The organism is Pseudomonas pichavaramensis (assembly GCF_050473265.1).
Classification (GTDB): domain Bacteria; phylum Pseudomonadota; class Gammaproteobacteria; order Pseudomonadales; family Pseudomonadaceae; genus Aquipseudomonas.
Map to the genome: position 1 here is coordinate 281,396 of NZ_JBJKFJ010000005.1, position 24,757 is coordinate 306,152.

Below are 24,757 nucleotides of genomic sequence, written 5' to 3' on the forward strand. Positions count from 1 at the left end.
TTCGGACGGGGTGAGGCGCCGTCTTCGGCCAGAGTGCGGCATAATAGCCGGCTCGATTCGGAGGCCTACATGCTCGACCACGCGCAGCGCATTCTCAAAGACGTTTTCGGTTACGACGCCTTTCGCGGCAATCAAGCCGCGATCATCGAGCGCGTGGCCAGCGGCGGCGATGCGTTGGTACTGATGCCCACGGGGGGCGGCAAGTCGCTGTGCTATCAGGTACCGGCACTGATGCGCGACGGTCTGGCCGTGGTGGTGTCGCCGTTGATCGCACTGATGGACGACCAGGTCGCGACGCTGGACGAGCTGGGCGTGGCAGCGGTGGCGCTGAACTCCACGCTAAGCCCCGATGAGCAGCGCGAAATCGCCGACCGCATTCGTCGCGGGCAGATCAAGATGCTCTACCTGGCGCCGGAACGCCTGGTGCAACCGCGCATGCTGAGTTTCCTCCAGGGCCTGGATATCGCGCTGTTCGCCATCGATGAGGCGCATTGCGTGTCGCAATGGGGGCATGACTTCCGACCTGAATACCTGCAGCTCGGCCAACTCGCCGAACTGTTCCCCCAGGTGCCACGCATCGCCCTGACCGCCACGGCGGACAAGCGTACCCGCGAGGAGATTGTCCAGCGCCTGCACCTGGATAATGCCGAGCGCTTTCTCTCCAGTTTCGACCGACCGAATATCTTTTACCGCATCCAGCCCAAGGATCAGCCGCGCAAGCAGTTGCTGGGCTTCCTTGCCGCGCGCAAGGGCGATGCCGGCATCGTCTATTGCCTGTCGCGCAAGAAGGTCGAGGAGGTCGCCGATTTTCTCAGCAGTCAGGGCTTCCCGGCTCTGCCGTATCACGCAGGTTTGCCCAACGACCTGCGCGCCTACCACCAGAAGCGCTTTCTCAATGAGGAAGGGCTGATCATGGTGGCCACCATTGCCTTCGGTATGGGTATCGACAAGCCTAACGTGCGCTTCGTCTGCCACCTTGATCTGCCCAAGTCGCTGGAAGCCTATTACCAGGAGACCGGCCGTGCCGGTCGTGACGGTTTGCCCGCCGATGCCTGGATGGCTTACGGCCTGCAGGACGTGATCTTCCTCAAGCAGATGCTCAACAACTCGGAGGGCGACGAGCGCCACAAACGCATCGAGCAGCACAAGCTCGATGCCATGCTGGCTCTCTGCGAGGAGACCCGCTGCCGCCGCCAGGCGCTATTGGCCTATTTCGACGAGGTGCTGGAGCAACCCTGCGGGCATTGCGACAACTGCATCGACGGCGTGGAAACCTGGGACGCCACTGAGCCGGCGCGACAGGCGTTGTCAGCAATCTATCGCAGCGGTCAGCGCTATGGCGTCGGCCACTTGGTCGATATTCTGCTGGGGCGCGACAACGAGAAGATCCGCGCCTCCGGCCACCAGCACCTGGCTGTTTTCGGCGTTGGCAAAGGCTTTTCCGAAGTCGAGTGGCGTACCCTGTTCCGCCAGTTGGTCGCGCGTGGTCTGGCCGATGTCGATCTCGAGGGTTTCGGCGGCCTGCGTTTGGACGAAAGCTGCAGGCCCCTGCTGCGAGGTGAAGTCGCCCTGCAGTTGCGTCGCGAGCCCAAGCCGACTCAGGCGGCCAAGGCCTCCAGCAGCGCGGCAAGCCAGCTGGTTCGGGGGCACGAACGGGAGATGTGGGAGGCATTACGTGCTCTGCGCCGCAAGTTGGCCGAAGAACACAGCGTCCCGCCTTATGTGATCTTCCCCGATGCCACGCTGCTGGAGATGTTGCGCAGCCAGCCCGGATCGCTCAGCGAAATGGCAGAGGTCAGTGGCGTGGGGGCGCGCAAACTGGAGCGCTATGGCCAGGCCTTCCTCGAAGTGCTGGCTGGCAACGCCCAGGCTGAGGCACCGGCGCCGGTCGCGGACCTGCGTCACGAGCTGGTCAGCCTGGCTCGCGCCGGCATGACCCCGGCGCAAATCGCCGGTCAGCTCAATTGCAGTGAAAAGAACGTCTACAGCCTGCTTGCCGAGGCCATCGCCGCACAGCAGCTAAGCCTGGAACAGGCACTGGATCTGCCCGAAGAACTGTTGGGTGAAATCCAGGAAAGCTTCCTTGATGGCGAGGGCGAATTGCCTGCGGTCAGTGAGATAGCACCGCTGTTTGCAGGGCGGGTCGACGAAGCCGTGCTCTACTGCGTGCGCGCAGCCCTGCAGGCTGAGTTCGAACTGTAGCGGCGGGGTTTTTCTGGCGGCATTGCGATGCCCCGGCTAAGGTGTGGGGCAGGCCGCCAGACGACGAGGTGACGGTGCCTAACTATCACGCTTGGCTCGATGAGGTTCGCCCGAGTCCTTATGCCGATCAACTGAGCCTGGGGTTTCGCGGGTTGCGGTTTTCCCGCGTGCTGGAACGCGAATACCGCGCTCACATGCTTGACGACAGTTTCGAACTCAAACGTATCGCGCTGATCGCTGCCACGGTCATCTGGTTGGCGCTGGGCGCGTTGGATCTGCTGGTGGTGCCGGCATCGCATCTGGCCTGGGTGCTCGCCGTGCGCTTCGCCGTGTTGATCATTCTGCTGGTCTGCGCAGCCCTGATTCTGCAGCGGCGTCACACGCATCTGTTGTTGCCACTAAGCATGGCCTGCATTCTCACCCTGGGAGTCGGGGCTGCGCTGATCGTCGGTATCGCCCATCGAGCCGACCCCAGCTATCCCTATGAGGGCTTGTTGTTGGTGAGCATGGCCGCCTATTTTCTGGTGGGATTGCGTCTGAGTGAGGCACTCGCCTGTTCCCTGATCATTCTGTTTGTCTACGTGGTGGTGGAGTGGTTGGCCGGGCTGCCTGCGCCGAGGCTGATCAACAACCTACTGTTTCTCGCCTTCGGCAACCTTACGGGGGCCGTCGGCTGTTATCTGCTGGAACATAAGTCGCGCGAGCAGTTTCTGGTCAGTCGGCTGATGCGCCTGCTCGCTTATCACGACAGCCTGACAGGGCTGCACAATCGACGTAGCTTCAATCGCCAATTCGAGCGCCTCTGGCGTCAGGCGCAGCGGGACGGCAAGTCACTGGCGCTGCTGCTGTGCGATATCGATCACTTCAAAGCCTACAACGACTGCTATGGCCACCAGGCTGGCGATGCGGCCCTGCAGCGTGTGGGCATTCTGATCGAACAGGCCGCGCGGCGCCCGCTGGACATGGGCGTGCGCCTGGGCGGGGAGGAATTCGCCCTATTGCTGTTCGATATCGGTGCCGACGAGGCGCGGCAACGCGCCGAGGCCTTGCGTCAGTCACTGGAGGCGGCTGCCATCGCTCATCGCAACTCCGATAGTGCCGCTGTGCTGACCATGTCCATCGGTATCGCTTGCCTGACTCCAGGTGTTCAGGCGGAGCTGGGGCAGCTTTATGAGCAGGCGGATCGGGCGCTCTACGAGGCCAAGGCATTCGGGCGCAATCAGGTGGCCGCCTGAGTCGTGGTAAGACTGTCGCATTCAGCAATGTACCGGTGAAATCCGCGCTTGCTCTGCGCGTCGGGTTATGGCTAGCTAGCTAATAATTAGTTTTTGACCTTTGTATGAGTCCGCTTGCCCATGTCTTACCCCGACCAACATCGCTTTGCCATGCAAGTCGCCCAACTGTCACGCGCCTGGCGTTCGGAACTGGACCGACGCCTCGTTGGCCTGGGCCTGTCCCAGGCGCGCTGGCTGGTATTGCTGCACCTGGCCCGCTTCACCGAAATGCCAACTCAGCGCGAGTTGGCGCAAAGCGTGGGTGTGGAAGGGCCTACCCTGGCCCGTTTGCTCGATAGCCTGGAAAGTCAGGAACTGGTTATCCGCGTGGCCGTACCTGAAGATCGACGCGCCAAGAAAATTGCACTGCAGCCCAAGGCCCAACCGCTGATCGAGAAGATCGAGGCGATTTCCACCGAACTGCGCCACGAAGTCTTTGCCGGCATCGACGAGGATGACCTGCGACGCTGCCAGCAGGTCCACGCCCGGGTATTGGCCAACCTGGTGAAATGAGATCTGGTTGGCATTTTGCTGATCGCCGGTCAAGCGCTTTTTGTGCCTAACCTTCGATTGAAGAAGGTTGATGGCACCCTGCTTTCGTCGGCAAACTGACGCCCAATCCGCTACTTTGTGAATTAGTAGCCATAATGCAATTCAAGACGGTCCAGACAGGGATACTTCTGGCCGTGCTTCGAGTTTTCAAGGGCGCCAGCCTCCCGGCCAAGGGAAGCCCGGACAGGAAGTCGGGGAGGCGGCGTTCGAGCCTGGATAACCCTGGAGGTCACATGGCTCGGGTGCGTCAGTTGATGTTGGGTTTGGCGTCGGGGTCCGCTCTCTATTCGGGAATGGCGCCGGCGCTCGGTTTGGGTGAAATCACGCTGCATTCGGCGTTGAATCAGCCGTTGGAAGCCGAGATCGAATTGCTTCAGGTAGGCGATCTTGGCGCGCAGGACATTCGGGTCGCTCTGGCACCTGCCGAGGTGTTCAGCCGCTCCGGCGTCGAGCGTTTGTATTTCCTCAACGATCTGCGCTTTACGCCTCTGTTGCGTGGCTCGCGTAGTGTGATCCGGGTGGTCTCGAATCGCCCGGTGCGTGAGCCCTATCTGAATTTCATCGTCGAAGTGGCGCGCCCCAACGGCCAACTGCTGCGTGAGTACACCGTACTGCTCGATCCACCAGGGTCGGCTGCCTATTCCACTGTGGCAGCGTCCAGTGTCGCGCCGCTTGCCCAAACACCGCGTCAGACCACTACGTCGGCTGCGTCTTCGGTACGAGTGGTGACGCCGCCCAGTGCCGAGGCCGGGCATCGTCATCAGGTTGTGCGTGGTGACAGCCTCTGGTCGATCGCCGCGCGCTTGCGTGAAGAGGGCAGTGCACTGTCTCAGCAGGCGCTCATGGAGGGCATTCTCGCCCTTAACCCGCAAGCCTTTGCTGGCGGTGATCCTGGGCGCTTGATGGCCGGCGCTGATTTGCTGCTACCTGATGCAGCACGCGCCGGCGTGACCACTCCAGCAGTTGCCTCGGAGACCGCCAAAGCGCCTGAAACCCTTGCCGAGAGCGGCGTTGAAGGGCCTGTGAGCGCGCCGCTGGCAGCTGTGGAGTCGGCGCCCGAACAGACCGATGGCTTGCAAGTGCTGGCAGAGAAACAGCGCCAAGTCGATCTGGAACTGGCCAATCAGGCTGCGGAAAACCTGGAACTGCAACAAGGGCTAGCGCAATTGCAGGTGCAGGTGCAGCTATTGCAGGAGCAACTGGCCGAGAAGGATGCGCAACTGGCCGAACTGGCTGCGCGCGCGTCGGTGGAGTCGGCTTCGCAACCGGCAATCGAGACGCCGGTGGAGGAGCAGGTGACCCCTGTTGCTGTCGAGCGGGGATGGTTTTCCACATTACTTGCTGGCGGCATTGGCTTGCTGCTGTTGCTCGGTGCGCTTTTCTGGGCAGCACGGCGTCGTGAAAAGAGCACGCCGGTGGTTCAGGTCGAACCCAAGGCTCAGCCATCGGTGCGCCCGAAGGCAGTTGATGCGGCTCCCGTCGCAGCAGTTGCCGTTGCTGCCAAGCCGGTGCCAGCGCCGGTGCCACAGCGACCGCAGGCACCGACCGATCCGTTGGAGGCGGCCAATGTCTACATCGCCTATGGCCGCATCAGTGAGGCACGGGGCGAATTGAGCAAGGCGCTGGTACAGGAGCCGCAACGCAGCGATCTGCGCTTCCGTCTTCTGGAGGTTCTTGCTCAACTGGGCGATGGCCCGGGGTTTGCGCGCGAGGAGGCGATTCTGCGTGCGGACGCTTTCGATGAGGCCCGCATCGACGCACTGAAGGCGCGCCACCCCAATTTGCACCTGGCCAAGGCGCAGCCGTCTGCGCCTGTCGTTGCACCAGCGCAGCCGGCCGTCGAGCCTTCAGCCGAGCCTGATTTCCAGCTCAACCTGGACGACTTGTCGCTGGATGCCGATTGGGATCTGGTCAGTCCGTTCTCGACCGCCGGCAAGGCCAAGCCCAAGGCAGCAGCCGAGCCTGAACTCGATGCTTCGTTCTCCAGCAATCTGCAAGAGTTGCCGGAGGTATTCGAACTGCCTCATGAGGACGAGCAACTGACTGCATTTGGCGAGATGGAGATGGTGCTGCTCGACGATGGCGAGCAACTGGATGACAACTTCCTCGATGCTTTCGCGGGTGATGCCGACGCCACTGCTGCGCTGCAGGGCGATTTCGAGCACCTGGCCGGTAACCCGGAGCATATGGCCAAGCTCAATCAGGCGTTGGCCTACATCCGGCAGGGGGACGTTGCAACTGCGTGCGACATTCTCAACGAAGTGATCGATCAGGGTGATGACGAGCAGAAGAAGGCGGCCCGTCAACTGTTGGCGGAAATAGCCTGACGTCGCTCGCAGCTCCACTCCAGGCCGCGCTCATGCGCGGCCTGGTCGTTTTCGAAGGGGGCAGGGCGCGCCGTGCGCACCGGGAATACTAGAAACTCTTGCCCAGGTTGAGATACAGCGCTTTCTCACGCTCGTCATTGAAGCCGTAGCTGAAGTTCAGCGGACCCAGCGGTGTGTCCAGGCCAAGGAAGATGCTGGCGGCGTTGATGTAGCCGCTGTCGAAGGCATTGTCATTGTTCCAGGCGCGGCCACGTTCCAGGGACAGGCCCAGGTACAGGGGGAAGTCCAGCGGCAGCAACGAGCTTTGCGTCAGGCGGCGGTAGTAGATCATTCGGGCCAGGGCCATATTCTGGCCGCTCAACGAATCCTGGCGGAAACCGGAGAGCTCCTGGGCGCCGCCGAGGATGAAGCCGGACGTCACCACCTCGGCTTCGTCCAGGGTTCTGCCGTAGCGACCGCCCAGCAGCCAGGTATTGGGACCGTGGGTCAGCGCCTTGTTCAGCTCCAGTTGCCACTGGCGGTATTCGTCGTCCGAGCCCAGGCCCTTATCGTACTGGCGCAGGAGCAGGCCGATGTCTTCACCCTTGATCGGGAAGTCGAGGTTGTCCAGGGTGTCGAAGGAGTACTTCAGTTCGTAGTAGCCCTCGCTGAAGCTAAAGCTGGGCAGGTCGCGTTCACCCACGCGTACATCGGCTTCGCCCCAGGCCTGGCCAATGCCGAAACGGATTTCGCCATTGTTGGCGATCTGCCGGCCGAGATTGAGGCCGTAGCCGTAGCGCTCCAGGCGGTATTCGGCGATGGGGTCATTATCCAGTATCGCCTCGACGTTTTGCGCTTCGCCAAACAGATAGGGCGCGACGAAGTAGCGTGAGCCGGCATCCAGCGGCTGATAGAACTCGCTGTAGAGTTCCTGGCGGTCGCCCAGTTGCAGGCGGGTCAGCCATTCGGCGCCGAGCTCGTTGATACCGTTGACGCGGTAACTGGCACCTATGTTGAAGGCGCTGTCGCCGCGCATGTCGTCGGAGAGGCTCAGCCCCAGGCGCAGGTAGTCGGTACCGGTACGTCTGCCACGCGCATCGATCACCAGGGCGCTGCCGCGTTGATCCAGCGCCTCGACGCGGTACTGCACGCGTTCGAAGTAGTCCAGCCCGTAGAGCGTGCCCATGTCCTTCTGCAAGCGCTCCACATCCAGCGGTTCGCCCAGGGGCTGGCGGATATGTCGACGAATCACTTCATCGCCGACCTTGGAGTCATTCTCCACATGAATTTCGCGGATCACCGGGTTGCGCTGCTCGCGTGAGCGCGCCATCGCCAGCGCCGGGCTGCCGGCATTGCTGGTACGCAGCCGGGCGAGACTCTCGGCCTTGACCTGGGTCGCGCGATAGCCGGCGACGATCATCTGCTCGCCTCGATTGAAGTCGGCGACACCAAAGCCGGCCAAGGCCGGTTGGATCAGCACGTCATCCTCAATCAAGGTCGCCAATTGAGCTTCGGAGTTCTTGCGCATCATCAGGTTGATCGACTGGTTCATCACGTCGACCACGGTGAGTAACTCGTCGGCCGGTTTCAGCGGCATACCGAGGTCGACGACGATGACATGGTCGACCCCCATCTGCCGCGCGACGTCGATCGGCACGTTGTTGACCATGCCGCCATCGACCAGCAAGCGGCCATCCACTTCAGTCGGTGCAAATACGGCGGGTATCGACATGCTGGCGCGCATCACCTGGGGCAGGTGACCGCTGGCCATGACCACTTGCTCGCCACTGACCACATCGGTGGCCACGGCTCGATAGGGAATCGGCAGTTTGTCGAAATCCCGTGTGGCGCTGCGGTGCACCAGCAGACTTTCCAGCAGCAGTGCCAGGTTCTGTCCCTGAATCACCCCCAGCGGCAGGCCCAGGCTGCCGTCGTCGCGGAAGCTGAGCTTCTGCTTGATCAGAAAGTCGCGGTCGTCCTGCTTGCGGCGAAAGGGCACGTCCTCGCGCGGCGGCGAGTCGGAGAGCGCCTGCTGCCAGTCCAGGTCCAGCGCCAGGCGTTCCAGTTCCTCGACCGAATAGCCGGCGGCATAAAGCCCACCGACGATGGCGCCCATGCTGGTGCCGGCAATGGCGTCGATGCGGATGCCTTGCTCCTCGAGCGCCTTGAGCACACCGATATGCGCCAGGCCGCGGGCCGCGCCACCGGAGAGCACCAGACCGACGCGCTCGGCAGCGTGACCAGGCAGGCAATGAAGGGCAAGCAGACAGAATAACAAGCAGAGCAGGCGACGCATGACGGATACCGGGCGGGACGTATTCGAAGGCCGCTATTATAGGCATCGTATGCCCTGTCCCAGAGTCTGCTCATGTCCGATCGCAAGCCAGAAATCGTCATTACCTATTGCACCCAATGTCAGTGGCTGCTGCGCGCCGCCTGGTTGGCCCAGGAGCTGCTCAGCACCTTCTCGGATGAACTGGGGCGAGTGAGCCTGGAGCCAGGGACAGGCGGCGTTTTCCGCATTCTCTGCGACGGCCAGCAGGTCTGGGAGCGCAAGGCTGAAGGCGGTTTTCCCGAAGCCAAGGAGCTCAAACGACGGGTACGCGACCTGATCGATCCAGCGCGTGATCTGGGGCACAACGATCGCTAGTGTCACGACATGGATCACATGTCGGCATTTGCTCAGGCGCTAGGGGGTAGGGTGCGCTGTGCGCACCAGTAATAGCGCGGTACTTGCTTGGTGCGCACGATCTGGGCGGCCCCGCAACACCCTACGTAAGGCCACCATCATCCTTCGCGACATTTGATTGTTGGCACGACACTAGGGCTACGGCATCAGCGCGCCATCCGTGCGGAGACGAAGATGGCGCTGATGATCAGCAAGCCACCTGCGAGCATGCGCAGGGTGGGCTGTTCGCTGAACAGCCACCAGGCGAAGAGAATCCCGTAGACCGGTTCCAGCGCGAATATCACCGCCGTGGTACGCGCCTTGAGTACGCGCAGGCTGGCGACGAACAGGCTGTGTGCCAGACCGGTGCAGAAAATACCGAGCATCGCCAGCCACAGCCAGTCCAGTGGCCGCAGGCCTGGCACCAGCGGTGCGGCCAGGGGCAGGAACAAGATACACACCGTGACGTTCTGGTAGAGGGCTGCCTGCATCGGCTCCACACCGTGCGTGCTGGCCCGGTTGAGCAGTGACAGCAATGCGAACAGCAAGCCCGAGAGCACGGCCCAGAGCAGGCCCACGGTGGCCTCGCTGTCCAGGCTGAACTCGGGCGTCACCAGTATCAGCCCCAGGCAAACGATTGCGACCATGAGATATTCGATGAGGCGCGTTCGCTCGCGAAACAGCATGCCCTCCAGCACTATGGTGAACGCCGGAAAACTGGCGAAGCCGAGGGTGGCGATGGCCACGCCGGAGACCTTCACGGCTTCGAAGAACGCCAGCCAATGTACGCCGAGCAGCAAGCCGCCGAGTGCCAGCTGAGCGAGCTGGCGCAGCTTGGGCCGGCCTGAATCGGGGCGACGCCAGAGCAGGACGGCCATTGCCAGGGCGAGAATGGCGAAAAAGGCCCGCCCGCCAGCGATCATCTCCGGCGTGGTTGCAGTCAGCTTGCCGAGGATACCCGAGAGGCCGAACAGCAACGCGCCCAGGTGAATGGCCAGCAGGGCATCACGTTGTCTCATGCCAGACGTGCACCGTTGGGCAGCAGTTTGTCGAAACCGGCGAGAACCACGCGCTGCTCGTTGTCGTAGGCGCCGGTCACCAGGACCTCGGAGCGTACCCCGGCAATGCGTTTGGGCGCGAAATTGCATACGCACAGCACTTGCCGGCCAACCAGCGTTTGGCAGTCATAGTGAGCGGTGATCTGTGCGCTGGAGGTCTTGATGCCCAGCTCACCAAGATCCACTTCCAGCACATAGGCGGGTTTTACCGCCTTTTCGTTAGGGCGGGCGCGACGGATGGTGCCAACGCGCAGTTCCACTTTTTCGAAATCCTGCCACTCGATGCTTTGCATGGGGTACTCCTCGATGTTGCTGCGCAGTCTAGAGAGGGCAGGTGAGGGTTGTCTGTCGCGTGACTTAGGTTTTTTGTCGCCAGGCTCTCGCCTGTGCCATAGCGCTAACGTTCGCGCCGTAACTGCCGTGGTGTCATTCCCAGTTGGCGGGAGAGCGCTGCGGTGAAGGCGCTCTGCGAGCTGTAACCGACGCGTGCGGCAATTTCTCCGACAGGCAATTCGCTGTCGCGCAACAGCTGTTCAGCTCGTTTCAGGCGCAACAGGCGAACATGCTCCATGGGCGTGTGACCGGTTTCGGCGAGGAAGCGAGCATGCAGGCGCGCAACGGACAGGTCGGCCAATCGGGCCAGGTCCGCAACCTGCAACGGGTGCGCGAGATGCTGTTCGATATAGCGCTCGAGCGCTGCCAGGGGCAGGCGCGTTTGTTCGGCGTCAGGCTGTCGACATGCCAGGCTGCCGAGGAGCAGAGCCGCGCCCTGCCCGGCAATGACGGCATCGTTGATCGGCCCATTGGCCAGCCAGTTGAGCAACTGTCCCTGAGGCGGGTCGAGGTGCAGCGCAACGGGTCTTTCCAGCAGGCGCTGGATGTTCCCTGCATGATGGCCGAGTTGACGTTCGAGCCAGTCGTTGGCTGGCAGATCCAGCACCAGGCACTGGCTGCCGCGTGGGCAGTCGCACGTATGGCGGGCTTCGGCCGGTACCACTGCCAGGTGATGACGCAGCACGCGACTGCCCAAACCGTCTACCTCGAACTGCAGCTCACCCGTCAGGCCGAACACGAGCTGTGCGTGGTCATGGCTGTGGCAGAGCATTTCATGGCTGTAGTGGCGCAAGGACAGGGCAGGGAGCATGGTGATTCCTCGGTGACGGCAGCAGTGTAACGCCTGGGCGTGATGGCGTGCTGCGTCATGCAACGGTCTTTTATTCGTCACAATGCTTTCACCGCTACGCCTCAAGCTCGTCTAAACCCAGCCGGAGGCAGCCCATGACCAGCGCCCAGCTCGCCAAGCCCACCCGCAAGCAACGTGTCCGCACCCTGTGGATCTCCGATGTGCATCTCGGTACTCGCGACTGTCAGGCCGAGCACCTGGCGGCCTTTCTCAAGCGTTACCACGCCGACCGCATCTACCTGGTGGGTGACATCATCGACGGCTGGAAGCTGCGCGGCGGCATCTACTGGCCGCAGGCACACACCAACGTCATCCGCCGCCTGCTGACCATGAGCAAGCGTGGCACCGAGGTGATCTATGTCACCGGCAACCATGACGAGTTCCTGCGCCGCTATTCGAGCCTGCTGCTGGGCAATATCCAGTTGGTCGACGAGGCGGTGCACGTCACCGCTGATGGCCGTCAGTTGCTGGTGATTCATGGTGATCAGTTCGACGTGATCACCCGCTACCATCGCTGGCTGGCCTTTCTCGGCGACTCGGCTTACGAATTCACCCTGACCCTCAACCGCTGGCTGAACCACTGGCGCAGTCGCTGGGGCTACGGTTACTGGTCGCTGTCGGCGTACCTCAAGCACAAGGTCAAGACGGCGGTGAACTTCATCAGCGACTTCGAGGAAGCCATCGCCCATGAGTGCGTCAAGCGCGGTCTGCAGGGTGTCGTCTGCGGCCACATCCACCACGCCGAGATTCGCCAGGTGAGCGGCGTCGAGTACATGAACTGCGGTGACTGGGTCGAATCCTGCACGGCACTGATCGAGCACTGGGACGGGCAGATCGAGCTTTACCGCCTGGCCGAGGCGCAGGCGCGAGAGGCCAGCGATGCGCAGACCGTGGCGCTCGAGACCGGTGCATGAGGATACTGATCGTCTCCGATGCCTGGTCGCCCCAGGTCAATGGGGTGGTCACCAGCCTGGCGGCGCTGATCAGCGAGCTGCGCGGGCTGGGCCATCAGGTCAAGCTACTGTCGCCCGCCGATTTTCGCGCTGTGCCGTGCCCGACCTACCCGGAAATACCGCTGGTGTGGGATCTATGGCGCGTTGGGGCGGCGATTCGCGATTTCCGCCCCGACTGCGTTCATCTCGCCACCGAAGGCCCCTTGGGGTGGGCGGCGCGGCGTTGGCTGGTCAAGCGTGGTCTGGCGTTTTCCACGGCGATCCATACACGCTTTCCCGAGTATGTCAGCACCCGCTGGCCCTGGATCGCGCCGCGTTGGGGGTACGCGTTTCTGCGCGCGTTTCACCGCCCCAGCCAGGCAGTACTGGTGACCACCGAACGATTACGTGAGGAGTTCGCCGGCTGGGACTTGCGTCGGCTGCAATTGTGGCGCAAGGGCGTGGATACCGGCTTGTTCAGCCCGGCTGAGGGACAGCCTCGTCCCGTGCAACCGGTGTTTCTGTACGTCGGACGTATTGCCCCGGAGAAGAATCTGCAGGCCTTTCTCGATCTGCAACTGCCCGGCGAGAAGCGTGTGGTAGGCGATGGACCGCAGCGTGAAGCGCTGCAGTTGCGCTACCCGCAGGTGCACTTTCTCGGGTATCGCCGTGAGCGGGAGCTGGCCGAGGCCTATCGGCAGGCCTCGGTGCTGGTTTTTCCTTCGCGTACCGACACCTATGGCCTGGTGATGCTGGAGGCGCTGGCCTGTGGCACACCGGTTGCTGCTTTTCCTGTTGCGGGTCCGTTGGACGTGTTGCAGCAGGGACAGAGCGGCGTGATGGACGAGGATCTGGGGGCGGCCTGTCTGGCGGCGTTGCAGCTGGATCGCGGGCGTTGCGCCGAACTGGCAGCTGCGCAGTCCTGGCGCGCCTCGGCGCTGGAGTTCTTGACATTGCAGCCGCTGATCGATGGCGAGCCGGCGGTGTTGAGCGAGGTGTTGGTGGAGGGGAGGTAGCGGGTTCCCCCGGTGCGCCGCGCGCACCGGGAGGCGGCTGGCCTTACAGAATGACCTTGTCGCGCAGCTTCTCGGCGGCCTGGTTGAGCGCCTGGATCACGCGTTCCTTGTCGAAGTTCTGGATGCCGTTGGTGTCGAGGTACATGGAGAAGCCCGGTAGCTCGTGCTCGACGTAGCTGGAGGTGGCGCCCAGGTCGCGGCGGAAATCCACCACCTGATAGATCTGCACCGGACGGGTGAAGCCCTTGACCGTGATCTGGCCCTTGTCACGGCACATGATCACGTCCTTGACCAGCGAGTAGGTCTCGTGGGAGATGAGAATCTCGCCAGATTCCGCCGCGCTTTCCAGGCGGCTGGCGAGGTTCACGTCGCGGCCGATGATGGTGTAGTCCATGCGTGTGTCGGCGCCGAAGTTACCGACCGTGCAGTAGCCGGTGTTGAGGCCCATGCGGATTTCCAGCGGCTTGGTGATGCCCTGGGCACGCCATTGCTGGCGCAGCACCTTCATGTGCTTGCGCATGGCGATGGCCATGGACACCGCTGCCACCGCATCCTTCTTGGCGCCGTTGCTGCTGGGGTCACCGAAGAACACCATGACGCAGTCACCGATGAACTTGTCGATGGTGCCGCCATATTTCAGGCAGATCTTCGACATCTCGTTGAGGTAGGTGTTGAGCAGGTCGGTCAGCGCCTCGGCTTCCAGCTCTTCGGAAAGCTCGGTGAACCCCTTGATGTCGGAGAAGAACACGGTGAGTTTCTTGCGCTGGGTTTCCAGGCGTACGGTCTTCTTGCCGGTGAAGATCGACTCCCATACCTGCGGCGACAGGTACTTGGCCAGGTTGCGAGCCAGGCGCGCGGCCTTCTCCTGCTCACGTTTGATCTCGCTGCGCACCTGCGCCAGGCGCAAGCCCTGCTGGTTGACGAAGTAGGCGGTGATGCAGATGTAGAAGGTGGCGAAGAGAATGCTGACCAGGGCAACCAGTGTCGGCGTTTCGGTATTGAGATGAACCTTGACCAGTGCCGCGCACAACGCCATGCCACTGGCGGCGACCAGCAACGCCAGGCCCAGGTAGCGCAGGCCACCTATGACCAATGCGCTGAAGCAGAGGATCAGCATGAACATCAGGCTGGGCACGCTGGAGAAACCCAGCAGCACGCAAGCAGCACCGGCGTGCAGCGAGTCGAGGAACAGCAGGGTGAGATCGGTCTGCCCCGGATAGTCGCGCTTGAAGCGGCGGCTGAGGTTGTGTGCCAGATGCGGGTAGAGCAGAGCGTAGGGCACCATCCACAGGATGTCGTAGGCGAAATGCCCGACGTAGGTCCCGGCGGCGATGCTGGCGGCCGTGGCGATATAGGCCAGCACGCGCGAATAGTATTCGCGCAACGGCGGCGTCGGGAGCCCGTTGGCACGGCTGGAGGTGACTGACTTCATCTGCTGGAACTGTCCCTGCTGGATTTCTGGCGTCTCTTGCTGGACGCCTGGCTGGTCTGCAAGACCTGAGCCAGAGGCTCGATGGGCGGGGATCATAACCAAGGGGGTGGCAGCCAGCCAAGCATGGCCGCCGAACGGTGGCGTAACAGTGGCCGGCGGTCAGGCGCCTTTGTCTTCCATGGCGGCCAGGTAAATGGAGTTCTTCGGTTTGGCGAACACCCGTTGCAGCATGGGCACGAAGTACTCCAGCGGCAGACTGTCGTAGTGCGGATCGAAAGCGGCAGCATCGTACTTGGCACAGAACTCGATGGTGGCCTGATACTGCGGATGATCCTTGAACTGCTCGCGCAGGTGGCGATCCATGCCCAAGTGATGGAAGAAGTAGTAGCCCTGGAATATTCCATGCTTTTCCACCATCCAGTGATTCTCGGTGCTGACGAAGGGCTTGAGGATCGCCGCTGCGATATCCGGGTGGTTGTAGCTGCCGAGGGTGTCACCGATGTCATGCAGCAGCGCGCAGACCACATACTCCTCGTCGCGCCCGTCACGATGAGCACGGGTGGCGGTTTGCAATGAGTGGGTCAGACGGTCGACCGGGAAACCGCCAAAATCGCCATCGAGCAGGCGCAGGTGATCGAGGATGCGTGCGGGCAGTTGGGCTGCATAGGCGGCAAAGTCCTGGGCGATGATGGCCCAATCCTCGGCCAGGCCGTCTTGCATGTGGGTAAAGCGGGCTCGGCTATTCATGGCTTTCTCGTTCTTATTGTGGTGGTGGATTGGCGCGGCAGATTTCAGAGGCGAATCCGGCCGGTAAAGGCATCCTTGAGCATCACCCAGTCGCCCATCAGGCTGTAGAGCGGGTATTGGAAGGTGGCGGGGCGGTTCTTCTCGAAAACGAAGTGGCCGACCCAGGCGAAGCCATAACCGGCCAGCGGCATGGCCAGCAGCCACAGCCATTGCTGAGTGGCCAGGGCGTAGGCGAGGATCGCCAGCACCAGCAGGCTGCCGGCATAGTGCAGGCGGCGACACACCGGGTTGCTGTGCTCCTGCAGGTAATAGGGGTAGAACTCGGCGAAGCTCTGGAAGCGTTCGGTGGTCTGGGCGGTCATGGCGCACCTCCTGTTATTGTCATGGTCAGTCTAGAGCGGCTGTCTCCATGGGCCACTGACTTAAGGTGCCAGTCTAGTATCCTTGGGCCGCCAACTATGACCTTGCTGGCCTGATCTACATAAGAACAAGACGATGAGTGAAAGAACCACATCTTCCAATTGGGCCCTGGCGATCGTGCAGGCACTGGAGCTGGGCGGTGTCGATTGTGCTGGGCTGTTCGCCGAGCTGGGCATGGACTATGCCGCGCTGAACGACCCGGATGCGCGTTTTCCGCAAGATGGTATGACCCGCCTGTGGCAGCGCGCTGTGGCCCTGTCCGGTAACCCGGCGATCGGTCTGAACATGGCGCAGGTGGTGCGCCCGGCGTCCTTCCATGTGGTGGGCTATGCGCTGATGTCCAGCCGCAACCTGCGCGACGGTTTCACCCGCCTGGTGCGCTACCAGCGCATCATCGGCGAAGGGGCTGACCTGAATTTCCTGGCGCAGCCCGACGGTTACGCACTGACCCTGGCCATCCATGGCGACCGCCTGCCACCGGCACGGCAGAGCGCCGAGGCCTCGCTGGCCTACTGCCTGGCGTTCTGCCGGTGGATGACCGGCAAGTTGATTCGGCCGCGTGAGATCCGCCTGCAAGGCCCGGCGCCTGCCGACCTAACGCCCTATCAGCAGGTGTTCCAGGCGCCGTTGAAGTTCAATGCCGAGCACTATGGGCTGATCTTCGAACGCGCCGATCTGGAAGCGCCGCTACCCAGCGCCAACGAGGCCCTGGCGCAGCTGCACGACCGCTTTGCCGGGGAGTATCTGGCGCGTTTCTGCAGCAGCCGGGTGACCCATCAGGCGCGCCAGATGCTGTGCCGCCTGTTGCCGCAGGGAGAGCCGCGACGCGAAGTGGTGGCGCAGGCGCTGCACCTGTCGCAGCGCACCTTGCAGCGACGGCTGCAGGAGGAGGGCACCAGCTACCAGCAGTTGCTCGACGATACCCGCCGCGAGCTGGCCGAGCAGTACCTGGGGCAGGTCGATCTGACGCTGCTGGAGGTGGCCTATCTGCTGGGCTTTGCCGACCCCAGCAACTTCTTCAGGGCGTTTCGCCGCTGGTTCGGCGAGACGCCGGGGGAATACCGCAGCCGGCGAGTGCCCGTCCAGTGAGAGGGGCGTTCTGCCGTCTCAATGTCGCCAGAAGGCGGGGAACAGCAGTACCAGCACGGTGAGAATCTCCAGGCGCCCAAGCAGCATGCCCAGCGTCAGCAGCCACTTGGCCAGGTCGGGAATGCCGGCGTAGTTGCCGGCCGGACCGACCATCTCGCCCATCCCCGGGCCCACCCCGGACACCATGGCGGCGGCGCCGGTGAGCGAGGTGATCCAGTCCACTCCGCACATGGCCACGGCCAGCGCCAGCGTCGCGATGGTGATGGTGTAGAAGAAGGCGAAGGCCAGGATCGAGCGAACGATGTCCTCGTCCAGACGGTGGCGGTTGTACTGCTGCTTGATCACCGCACGCGGGTGGATCAGTTGCTTGAGGTTGGCCTTGAGCAGAATGTAGGCCACCTGGAAACGGAATACTTTCAGGCCGCCGGCGGTGGAGCCGGAGCAGCCGCCGACGAAGCCCAGGTAGAAGAAGATCATGCTGGCGAACGGCCCCCACAGGTGGTAGTCGCCGACGGCGAAACCCGTGGTGGTCATGATCGAGGTGATGTTCACCGCCACCAGGCGCAGCGCATCGAGCCAATAGAGGTCGGTGGTGAGCCACTTCCAGCTAGCCAGGATCAGCCAACTGCTCAACAAGAGTAGAAGAAAGCCGTGTACCTGGGCATCACGCAGCAGTGGCCGGTAATTACCGCGCAATGCCGTGACATACAGCACGAAGGGCAGGCTGCCGAGAATCATCACCACTACCGCGACCCAGTGAATGGCGGGCTGCTGCCACTTGCCCAGCGACGAGTCGGAGGTGGAGAAACCGCCGGTAGCGATCGCCGACATGGCGTGGTTGATCGAGTCGAACAGGCCCATTCCGGCCAGCCAGAAAGCCAACACGGCGATGGCGCTGAGCCCGACGTAGGCCAGCACCATGTACTTGGCGACCATGTGCGAGCGCGGCATGACCTTCTCCGAGCGGTCCGAAGACTCGGTCTGGAACAGGCGCATGCCACCGATGCGCAGCATCGGCAGAATCGCCACGGCCATGGCGATGAAGCCGATGCCGCCGAGCCAGTGCAGCAGCGAGCGCCAGATCAGCGTGCCCGGCGACATGTTGTCCAGGCCGCTGAAGACCGTGGCGCCGGTGGCGGTGATGCCGGACATGCTCTCGAAGTAGGCGTCGGTGATGCTCGCGCGCTCGGCGAAGAGAAACGGCAGTGCGGCGAAGATCGAGACCATCACCCAGCTGGAGACCGTCAACATGTACATGTCGCGCGGGCGCAGCTGGGTTTGCTGCGGCCGGCCCTGAGCGATCATGACGATGCCGGTCAGGGCGGTGATCAGGCTGGACCAGAGGAAGGCATTGATGCCCTGCGGTTGCTCGAAGATCAGCAAAGTGATCACCGGCACCAGCATGCTCAGGGCCAGGGTGATGAGGAAGATGCCGTTGATGAAGGCAAGGATGCGCAGGCTGGAAAGAGGCATCGGTCAGTGTTTCCAGAAGCTGCGGGTGATCAGCACTAGCACGGTGAGGATTTCCAGGCGACCCAGCAGCATGCCGATCGACAGCAGCCACTTGGCTGAGTCTGGTAGGCTGGCGAAGTTGCCGGCGGGGCCGATGATCGGGCCGAGGCCCGGCCCGACGTTGCACACCGCGGTGGCGGCGCCGGTCAGGGCGGTGACCCAGTCCAGGCCGGTCAGGGTCAGCGCCAGTGCCAGGACGCCGATGGTGATGGTGAAGAAGAAGGAGAAGGTGATCAGCGAGCGCACGATCTCCTCGTCCAGGTTGTGGTTGTTGTACTGCTGCTTGATCACCGCTCGTGGGTGCACCAGCTGCATCAGGTTGGCCTTGAGCAGCACGTAGGCGACCTGGAAGCGGAAGATCTTCAAACCGCCCGAGGTCGAGCCGGAGCAGCCGCCCATGAAGGTCAGGTAGAAGAACAGCAAGACCGCGAAGCTGCCCCAGGTGGTGTAGTCACCGAGGGCGAAGCCGGTGGTGGTGACCACCGAGGTAACGTTCACCGCGACGATGCGAATGGCGTCGAGCCAGGCATAGTCAGAGTTGATCCACAGCCAGGTGCCGAAGACCAGCCAGGTCAGCAGCAGGAAACCGATGAAGCCGCGTACCTGATGGTCCCTGAACAAGGCATGGCGATTGCCGCGGACGAAGGCGACGTAGAGCATGAAGGGCATGCCGCCGAGCAGCATCAGCACCACGGCGGTCCAGTGCACGGCTGGTTGCGGCCAGTTGGCCAGTGACGAATCCGAGGTGGAGTAGCCGCCGGTGGAGATCGAGGTCATGGCGTGGTTGACGGCATCGAACAGATTCATGCCGGCGGCCCAGTAGGCCAGAACCCCGAACAGAGTGAGTGCTACGTACACCAGGAGCAGGTACTTGGCCGCCACGTGCGAGCGTGGCATCACCTTCTCGCCCCAGTCCGACGATTCGGTCTGGAACAGGCGCATGCCGCCGACGCGCAGCAACGGCAGAATCGCCACCGCCATGCCGATGAAGCCGATACCGCCCAGCCATTGCAGCATGGAGCGCCAGATGAGGATGCCCGGCGACATGTGGTCCAGCCCGGTGAGCACAGTGGAACCGGTGGTAGTGATGCCCGACATGGTTTCGAACACCGCGTCGGTGTAACTGATGTGCGCGATCAACATCATCGGCAGGGCTGCGAAACTGCACACCACGCTCCAGCTTCCAGTGGTGAGCAGATACATGTCACGCGGGCGCAGCTGAGCGTTCTGTGGGCGGCCAGGAATGACCAGCGCCAGGCCGGCAATCAGGGTGATCAGGCTGGACCAGAGAAACGCGTTGAGATCTTCGGGGTGCTCGAAGATCAGCAGGGTCAGCATGGGGATGGCCATGCTCACCGCAAGGGTAATCAGGAATATGCCGATGATGAAACCGATGATGCGTAGCGTCGGCAAGGCCATGTAGGGGGCTCTGACGGAGTTGAAGGGCGCCATTCTACCCGCGGACGGGCGGCTGTAAACCGCTGCAGGAGGGGGCTTTACAAGCACATGGCCAAGCATAGAATAGCCGCCAGTTGCCCGCGTCCGTCGGTTTCCGAGTCCTTCTCAAAATGTCCGAAGCTAATCCCTGTCTCACGTGCGGCGCCTGCTGCGCGTTTTTTCGTGTGTCCTTCTTCTGGGGCGAATGCCAGTCAGCCGGCGGAACTGTGCCCGACGAACAGGTCGTCCAGATCAACCCTCACTACGTCGCGATGCGCGGCACGGAGAGCAAACCGGCGCGCTGTACCCAGTTGCTGGGTGATGTCGGCTGCGGCGTGCGCTGCACCATGTACGAACAGCGTTCGAGCAGTTGCCGCGAGTTCGAAGCGTCCTGGGCGAACGGCGTGCACAACCCGCGTTGCGATGACGCGCGCAAGGCCCACGGTCTGCCTCCGCTGACACCACCGGTGCAGCCAGTCATATCGCCGGATCGCGTGGCCTGAACGCGGCGGCAAGTCGCAAGTTTCAAGTTGGAGTCGCGCCCCGCGGCGGATGTGATCGTTCAGGCGCTCCCAATGGAAAAGCCTCGCCCCGGGGCGGGGCTCCTGCACCAGCAGTCCACACGCCTGCGAGCACACCGACTTGCGGCCCGCCACTTGTCGCATTGAAAATGCACTCCCTTGTTTCTCGGAGGTGGCCGATGGAGGCTCTCGACGCTCTGCTCAACCGTGTTTCCGTTCCTCGTCTGGTCGAGCCAGCGCCGGATGCTGCGCAGCGTGAGCTGCTGTTTCGTGCAGCCCTGCGTGCGCCCGATCATGGGCAACTGCGTCCGTGGCGTTTTCTGACGATAGAGGGCGAGGCGCGCGAGCGCATGGGGGAGCTGTTCGCCGGGGCGTTGCAGGCGAAAGACCCGCAAGCTGCGCAAGAGGCGCTGAACAAGGCACGTGGTATGCCGTTGCGTGCACCGCTGCTGGTTGTCGTGATCGCGCGGGTGCAGGCACATCCCAAGGTGCCTGAAGTCGAGCAGGTGATCGCTGCCGGTTGCGCGGCACACGGCATGCTGCTGGCTGCACATGCTCAGGGTATCGGTGCCGTCTGGCGTACCGGTGACATGGCCTATGACGCGCATGTTGCCCAAGGCCTGGGCCTGGCAGCGGACGAGCAGATCATCGCCTATCTCTATCTCGGTACACCTGAACGCGAGCTACGTCGTGCGCCGGAGCTGGCGCCAGAGGACTTCGTCAGCGCCTGGAACGGCTAGCCCGGATTACATCCGGGCTACGCGCCAAGTCGATCAACTCAGCTGCTGCTTGAGCGGCAGCCTGAGTGTGGCGACGAAACCGGCTTGCGGGTGGTTGTTCAGCAGCAGTTCACCGCCATGACGCTGTGCTGCACGGCGCGCGATGGCCAGGCCCAGGCCGTGGCCGGAGCCGCTCTGGCCAGGCGCGCGGAAGAAGGGTTTGCCGAGCTGCTGCAGGTGTTCGCTGGCCACTCCAGGGCCATGGTCACGCACGCTGAGCAAGACGTCCTGTCCCTGGCGCTGCACACTGATGACGATAGGGCGATCCGCCGGGTTGAAGCGCAGGGCGTTGCGCAGCAGATTGTCGAGTGCGCGCTCGAGCATGTCCGGCCAGCCTTCCAGGCGTGCTTCCTGATCGAGGTCGATCTGCAACTGTTGTTGCGGTTCGGTCAGGCGCGCGTCTTCTCTCAGCTTGTCGAGCAGCGCGCCCAGGTCCACCGGCTGGGCGGCGCCTGGATCGGCATCCAGGCGGGCGAGCGCAAGAATCTCGCTGATCAGTGCTTCCAGACGGTCACATTCCTGGCTGAGACGCGGCCAGAGTTTGTCTCGCTCCGCAGCGTCAGCGCGTTCTGCCAGGGCCAGGGCGATACGCAGCCGGGCCAGAGGCGAGCGTAGTTCGTGGGAGACGTCACGCAGTAACTGGCGCTGACTGCCAATCAGCCCTTGCAGGCGCTCACCCATACGGTTGAAGTCCTTGGCCAGCAGGCCCAGTTCATCGCGGCGGGTGGCCAGGCGGGCGAGGCTGTTCTGCTGGTAGGTGGTCTGCCCCAGGTCGTGCACGGCGCCGCGTAGACGATCCAATGGGCGGGTGATCGACAAGGTCAGCATCAGGCTGAACAGCGTCAATACCACCAAGGCTATCGCCAGGGCACTGAGTGGCCAGAACAGGCTGCCGCGGTGCCAGGCGGCGAGCTCCGGGTGAGGAATACGATAGATGAACAGGTAGCTTTCGCCGCTTTCCGGGCTGGTGTATTCGGCCGTCAAACGGCGCCAGGGCAGGCGGCGGTCGTCTCGCTGACGGGCCTCGAAAGCGGCAGCGCGGGAGGGGAAGGTGCCCCGGACCAGTGGTTGTCCACTCTCGCCGAGGACCTGGGTGTCGATGCGGTATTGACGTTTGCGCTGTTCGAGAAAGTTCTGAGCAGCCTCCGGGCCCTGGCTCTCGTAGTGCTTGACCCACTTGCTATCCAGATCATCGAGGCCCGGATGCAGGCTGAGGATCCAGGCGTCCTGATTCAGGGCGCGGCCGAGCAGCAATGACAGGCCAGCTACCAGGGCGATGGCCAGCCAGAATGTTGCCAGAATGCGCCAGAATAATGAACGCACGGTAACTCCTCATGCAGAAGCCGCCGGGCCCGAAGGCGCGGCGGCGGATTGATTGCGATGGATTCAGTTGGCTTTCTTGTCCTTCTCGGCCTTCCAGGCCTTGAATTCGGCCATTTCGGCGCGGCGTGCTTCCATCTTCTTCTGATGCTCGTCGAAAGCTTTCTGCTGTTCCGGGTTGAGCAGGTCACGCAGGGCCTTGTGCTGGTCGGCGCGGACCTTTTCCAATTCTTTCTTCATGGCCTGCTTTTCGGCTTCCGGCAACTTGTCCAGATAGCGCTTGGTAATGTCGCGATGGGTTTTCATCTGCTCGCCCATCAGCTTGCGGAACTCCTGGCGCTGTTCCTTGCTCAGGTTCAACTCCTTGAATATGCCAGGGCCGCGGTCGTGATGACGCGGGCCATCCTGCATGGGCATGGCGAAGGCCAGGGTCGGCAGGGTGGCGGCGAGCAGCAGGGCGGTAAGGGTCTTGCGCATGGTGATTCTCCTTGTCTGAAGAACCTGTTTTACGATCTAGCGAGCTAGAGTCATGCAAGGCGAAAACAGACGAGGAGGCGGAGTGTACTGTTGTACATGAGCATTCCGAGTCTGTTTTCAACGCAGCAGGGCCGACGCGCAGCAGGTCGTAAACAGGTTCCGAGGCCGGTAAGTACCGGATGGGCTCATTATGCGGCGGTCAAGGTCAAGGGCAGTCAGGCGATGGTAAAGCTTGGGTAAAGGCGATGTTGCAGGCGATTTACGTTGGTGCAGCGCTGATCAGGGGGCGTAGTAATAGCCACGGCTGCGCAGGGCCAGAATGCGTGGGCGTCCGTCCGGGTGTGGGCCGAGCTTCTTGCGCAGGTTGCTGACGTGCATATCCAGGCTGCGGTCATAGAGTGTCAGCTTGCGGCCCAAAGCCAGTTGCGCCAGCGCCTGTTTGTCCACCGGCTCGCCAGGTTGGTGTAGCAATGCTTCCAGCAGGCGACTTTCGGACAGGGTCAGTGGAATGTCATGTTCACCGACGCTGACCACGCCACGATTGGGGCTGAAGTTGAGATCGCCCAGCTCCAGCTGACTGCTGGTCGGTGTCGGGGTGGTACGACGTAGCACTGCGCGCAGGCGGGCGGTCAGCTCGCGTGGGTCGCAGGGTTTGGCCAGATAATCATCGGCGCCCAGTTCCAGGCCGAGGATGCGGTCCAGCGGCTCGCCGCGGGCTGACAGCATCAGCACCGGCAGGTCCGCGTGCTCGCTGCGTAGTTGTTTGAGCAACTCGAGGCCGCTGCCGTCCGGCAGCATCACATCCAGCACCACCGCGTCGGGTGCCTGAGTGTTGAGGGCCTGGCGAGCGCTACCGGCTTCGTGGCACGCAGTGACCTGGAAGCCTTCCTGGGTCAGCCAACTGGCCAGCAGCTCGCAGAGCTCCTGGTCATCGTCGATCAGTAGCAGTCGGCTCATGGTTCAGTTGATCCACTCACGGCGGGTTTTACGACGGCCACGCAGCAAGGCACCGATCAGCATCGAGATCAGGCTGAGGGTTGCGCCAAGGGCGAACCAGGTCTGAGTCTCGGTCAGCAGGCCCGGCTGAACCTGCGCCTGGCTTTCCTTGAGTTGCAGGCGCAGACGTTGGTTCTCCTGACGCAGGCGTTGCAGCTGCGCGGCACTGCTTGATTGCTGTTCGCTGCGCAGTTGCTCGCTTTCTGTCAGGCGCTGCTCCAATACCTGTTTCTCGGTATCGACGCTGGCTGTCGGGGCGGCAGGCTGAACGGTTTCCTCTTCTGCCTGTGCCAAAGAGCAGCTCAGTGCCAGGGCGATAAGCAGGGACAACGGGATCGAGCGCATCGCGATTCCTTGTTGCGAGAGCAGCGTTGTGACTGTCTACTCAGGGCAGCACTTTCTTGAAGGGTTTGACCAGCACGTCGGCATAGACGCCTGCGGCACGGTACGGGTCTGCGTCGGCCCATTTCTGCGCGGCTTCGAGGGAATCGAATTCGGCAACCACCAGGCTACCGCTGAAGCCTGCCGGGCCCGGATCGTTGCTGTCGATGGCCGGGTGCGGGCCGGCCAGCAGCAGACGGCCTTCCTGCTTCAGCTGCTCCAGACGGGCAAGGTGAGCGGGGCGTGCAGCCAGGCGGTTTTCCAGGGAGTTTTCGACGTCGGTGGCGATGATGGCGTAGAGCATCTCAATCCTTAATTCAGGGTCGAAGCGGGGGAGGGGTGAAGGGTTTGCGCCATACGGCAACAGCCTAGCAGGCTGTTGAAAAACTATCTGCGTTGCCATCGCTGCGTTAAAAACAGGCTCGAGCGCGAGTCCGATCAAAATGCTCATTTAC

Annotated in this window: 24 protein-coding genes; 10 read left to right on the plus strand and 14 right to left on the minus strand. The window is 62.6% G+C overall.

Translation table 11 applies throughout. The features are described from left to right. Positions 1 to 69: 69 nt before the first annotated feature. The 4 genes from recQ (at position 70) to ACJRW5_RS10850 (ending at position 6,355) form a co-directional block, all read left to right on the plus strand. Positions 70 to 2,202 carry a DNA helicase RecQ gene (gene recQ / locus ACJRW5_RS10835; protein WP_484570517.1) on the plus strand — a complete coding sequence of 711 codons (2,133 nt, stop codon included), beginning with the start codon at positions 70 to 72 and terminating at the stop codon, positions 2,200 to 2,202. Positions 2,203 to 2,276: 74 nt separating this feature from the next. Next, positions 2,277 to 3,437: a GGDEF domain-containing protein gene (locus ACJRW5_RS10840; RefSeq protein ID WP_484570518.1), complete on the plus strand. Its 1,161-nt coding sequence runs from the start codon at positions 2,277 to 2,279 to the stop codon at positions 3,435 to 3,437. A 120-nt stretch (positions 3,438 to 3,557) separates the two neighbouring features. Then, positions 3,558 to 3,989, plus strand: a complete 432-nt coding sequence (locus ACJRW5_RS10845) for a MarR family transcriptional regulator (protein WP_484570519.1) — start codon at positions 3,558 to 3,560, stop codon at positions 3,987 to 3,989. Positions 3,990 to 4,261: 272 nt separating this feature from the next. Further along, positions 4,262 to 6,355: a FimV/HubP family polar landmark protein gene (locus ACJRW5_RS10850; RefSeq protein ID WP_484570520.1), complete on the plus strand. Its 2,094-nt coding sequence runs from the start codon at positions 4,262 to 4,264 to the stop codon at positions 6,353 to 6,355. Positions 6,356 to 6,443: 88 nt separating this feature from the next. Here ACJRW5_RS10850 and ACJRW5_RS10855 read toward each other — a convergent pair whose 3' ends face one another. Then, complete coding sequence (locus ACJRW5_RS10855; RefSeq protein ID WP_484570521.1) at positions 6,444 to 8,630, minus strand: patatin-like phospholipase family protein; 2,187 nt, start codon at positions 8,628 to 8,630, stop codon at positions 6,444 to 6,446. 72 nt (positions 8,631 to 8,702) lie between these two features. Here ACJRW5_RS10855 and ACJRW5_RS10860 point away from each other — a divergent pair, with 72 nt between their 5' ends. Next, entirely contained in the window at positions 8,703 to 8,984 is a 282-nt protein-coding gene (locus ACJRW5_RS10860; protein ID WP_484570522.1) for an Rdx family protein, read from the plus strand. 185 nt (positions 8,985 to 9,169) lie between these two features. On the opposite strand, the gene ACJRW5_RS10865 is transcribed toward ACJRW5_RS10860, so the two are convergent. The 3 genes from ACJRW5_RS10865 to ACJRW5_RS10875 form a co-directional block, all read right to left on the minus strand. After that, positions 9,170 to 10,021: a DMT family transporter gene (locus ACJRW5_RS10865; protein WP_484570523.1), complete on the minus strand. Its 852-nt coding sequence runs from the start codon at positions 10,019 to 10,021 to the stop codon at positions 9,170 to 9,172. Then, positions 10,018 to 10,353 (minus strand): tRNA-binding protein, encoded by a 336-nt coding sequence (locus ACJRW5_RS10870; RefSeq protein ID WP_484570524.1) that lies wholly within the window; start codon positions 10,351 to 10,353, stop codon positions 10,018 to 10,020. Before ACJRW5_RS10870 ends, ACJRW5_RS10865 begins: the two co-directional genes overlap by 4 nt. A 104-nt stretch (positions 10,354 to 10,457) precedes the next feature. Beyond that, entirely contained in the window at positions 10,458 to 11,204 is a 747-nt protein-coding gene (locus tag ACJRW5_RS10875) for a helix-turn-helix domain-containing protein (protein ID WP_484570525.1), read from the minus strand. Positions 11,205 to 11,338: 134 nt separating this feature from the next. Between ACJRW5_RS10875 and ACJRW5_RS10880 the strand changes: the two genes are divergently transcribed. Together ACJRW5_RS10880 and ACJRW5_RS10885 are read left to right on the plus strand one after the other, a co-directional pair. Then, a complete protein-coding gene (locus ACJRW5_RS10880) occupies positions 11,339 to 12,157 on the plus strand; it encodes a UDP-2,3-diacylglucosamine diphosphatase (protein ID WP_484570526.1) in 819 nt (272 codons plus the stop codon). Then, entirely contained in the window at positions 12,154 to 13,191 is a 1,038-nt protein-coding gene (locus tag ACJRW5_RS10885) for a glycosyltransferase family 4 protein (protein ID WP_484570527.1), read from the plus strand. Before ACJRW5_RS10880 ends, ACJRW5_RS10885 begins: the two co-directional genes overlap by 4 nt. Before the next feature lie 43 nt (positions 13,192 to 13,234). Here ACJRW5_RS10885 and ACJRW5_RS10890 read toward each other — a convergent pair whose 3' ends face one another. The 3 genes from ACJRW5_RS10890 to ACJRW5_RS10900 all read right to left on the minus strand — a co-directional run bounded on the left by ACJRW5_RS10890 (position 13,235) and on the right by ACJRW5_RS10900 (position 15,732). After that, positions 13,235 to 14,623 (minus strand): adenylate/guanylate cyclase domain-containing protein, encoded by a 1,389-nt coding sequence (locus ACJRW5_RS10890; RefSeq protein ID WP_484570528.1) that lies wholly within the window; start codon positions 14,621 to 14,623, stop codon positions 13,235 to 13,237. A 159-nt stretch (positions 14,624 to 14,782) separates the two neighbouring features. Then, positions 14,783 to 15,370, minus strand: coding sequence for an HD domain-containing protein (locus ACJRW5_RS10895; protein WP_484570529.1), 588 nt, complete (start codon positions 15,368 to 15,370; stop codon positions 14,783 to 14,785). A 44-nt stretch (positions 15,371 to 15,414) separates the two neighbouring features. Beyond that, entirely contained in the window at positions 15,415 to 15,732 is a 318-nt protein-coding gene (locus ACJRW5_RS10900) for an Mpo1-like protein (protein WP_484570530.1), read from the minus strand. Positions 15,733 to 15,865: 133 nt separating this feature from the next. Here ACJRW5_RS10900 and ACJRW5_RS10905 point away from each other — a divergent pair, with 133 nt between their 5' ends. Beyond that, complete coding sequence (locus ACJRW5_RS10905; protein ID WP_484570531.1) at positions 15,866 to 16,879, plus strand: AraC family transcriptional regulator; 1,014 nt, start codon at positions 15,866 to 15,868, stop codon at positions 16,877 to 16,879. Positions 16,880 to 16,897: 18 nt separating this feature from the next. Here ACJRW5_RS10905 and ACJRW5_RS10910 read toward each other — a convergent pair whose 3' ends face one another. Next, positions 16,898 to 18,352 (minus strand): TrkH family potassium uptake protein, encoded by a 1,455-nt coding sequence (locus tag ACJRW5_RS10910; RefSeq protein WP_484570532.1) that lies wholly within the window; start codon positions 18,350 to 18,352, stop codon positions 16,898 to 16,900. Positions 18,353 to 18,355: 3 nt separating this feature from the next. Further along, positions 18,356 to 19,810, minus strand: coding sequence for a TrkH family potassium uptake protein (locus tag ACJRW5_RS10915; protein WP_484570533.1), 1,455 nt, complete (start codon positions 19,808 to 19,810; stop codon positions 18,356 to 18,358). A 149-nt stretch (positions 19,811 to 19,959) separates the two neighbouring features. Here ACJRW5_RS10915 and ACJRW5_RS10920 point away from each other — a divergent pair, with 149 nt between their 5' ends. Together ACJRW5_RS10920 and ACJRW5_RS10925 are read left to right on the plus strand one after the other, a co-directional pair. Then, positions 19,960 to 20,331: a YkgJ family cysteine cluster protein gene (locus ACJRW5_RS10920; RefSeq protein ID WP_484570534.1), complete on the plus strand. Its 372-nt coding sequence runs from the start codon at positions 19,960 to 19,962 to the stop codon at positions 20,329 to 20,331. A gap of 197 nt (positions 20,332 to 20,528) precedes the next feature. Continuing rightward, positions 20,529 to 21,089, plus strand: coding sequence for a nitroreductase family protein (locus ACJRW5_RS10925; protein WP_484570535.1), 561 nt, complete (start codon positions 20,529 to 20,531; stop codon positions 21,087 to 21,089). A 33-nt stretch (positions 21,090 to 21,122) separates the two neighbouring features. Here ACJRW5_RS10925 and ACJRW5_RS10930 read toward each other — a convergent pair whose 3' ends face one another. The 5 genes from ACJRW5_RS10930 to ACJRW5_RS10950 all read right to left on the minus strand — a co-directional run bounded on the left by ACJRW5_RS10930 (position 21,123) and on the right by ACJRW5_RS10950 (position 24,606). Further along, complete coding sequence (locus ACJRW5_RS10930; protein WP_484570536.1) at positions 21,123 to 22,451, minus strand: sensor histidine kinase; 1,329 nt, start codon at positions 22,449 to 22,451, stop codon at positions 21,123 to 21,125. Between the two features lie 63 nt (positions 22,452 to 22,514). Beyond that, entirely contained in the window at positions 22,515 to 22,925 is a 411-nt protein-coding gene (locus ACJRW5_RS10935) for a Spy/CpxP family protein refolding chaperone (protein WP_484570537.1), read from the minus strand. A 279-nt stretch (positions 22,926 to 23,204) separates the two neighbouring features. Continuing rightward, positions 23,205 to 23,882, minus strand: coding sequence for a response regulator transcription factor (locus ACJRW5_RS10940; protein WP_484570538.1), 678 nt, complete (start codon positions 23,880 to 23,882; stop codon positions 23,205 to 23,207). 3 nt (positions 23,883 to 23,885) lie between these two features. Further along, positions 23,886 to 24,266, minus strand: coding sequence for an SH3 domain-containing protein (locus tag ACJRW5_RS10945; RefSeq protein ID WP_484570539.1), 381 nt, complete (start codon positions 24,264 to 24,266; stop codon positions 23,886 to 23,888). Between the two features lie 40 nt (positions 24,267 to 24,306). After that, the gene (locus ACJRW5_RS10950; RefSeq protein WP_484570540.1) at positions 24,307 to 24,606 is read right to left on the minus strand and encodes a YciI family protein; all 300 of its coding nucleotides are present in this window, start codon (positions 24,604 to 24,606) and stop codon (positions 24,307 to 24,309) included. Between the last annotated feature and the right edge of the window lie 151 nt (positions 24,607 to 24,757).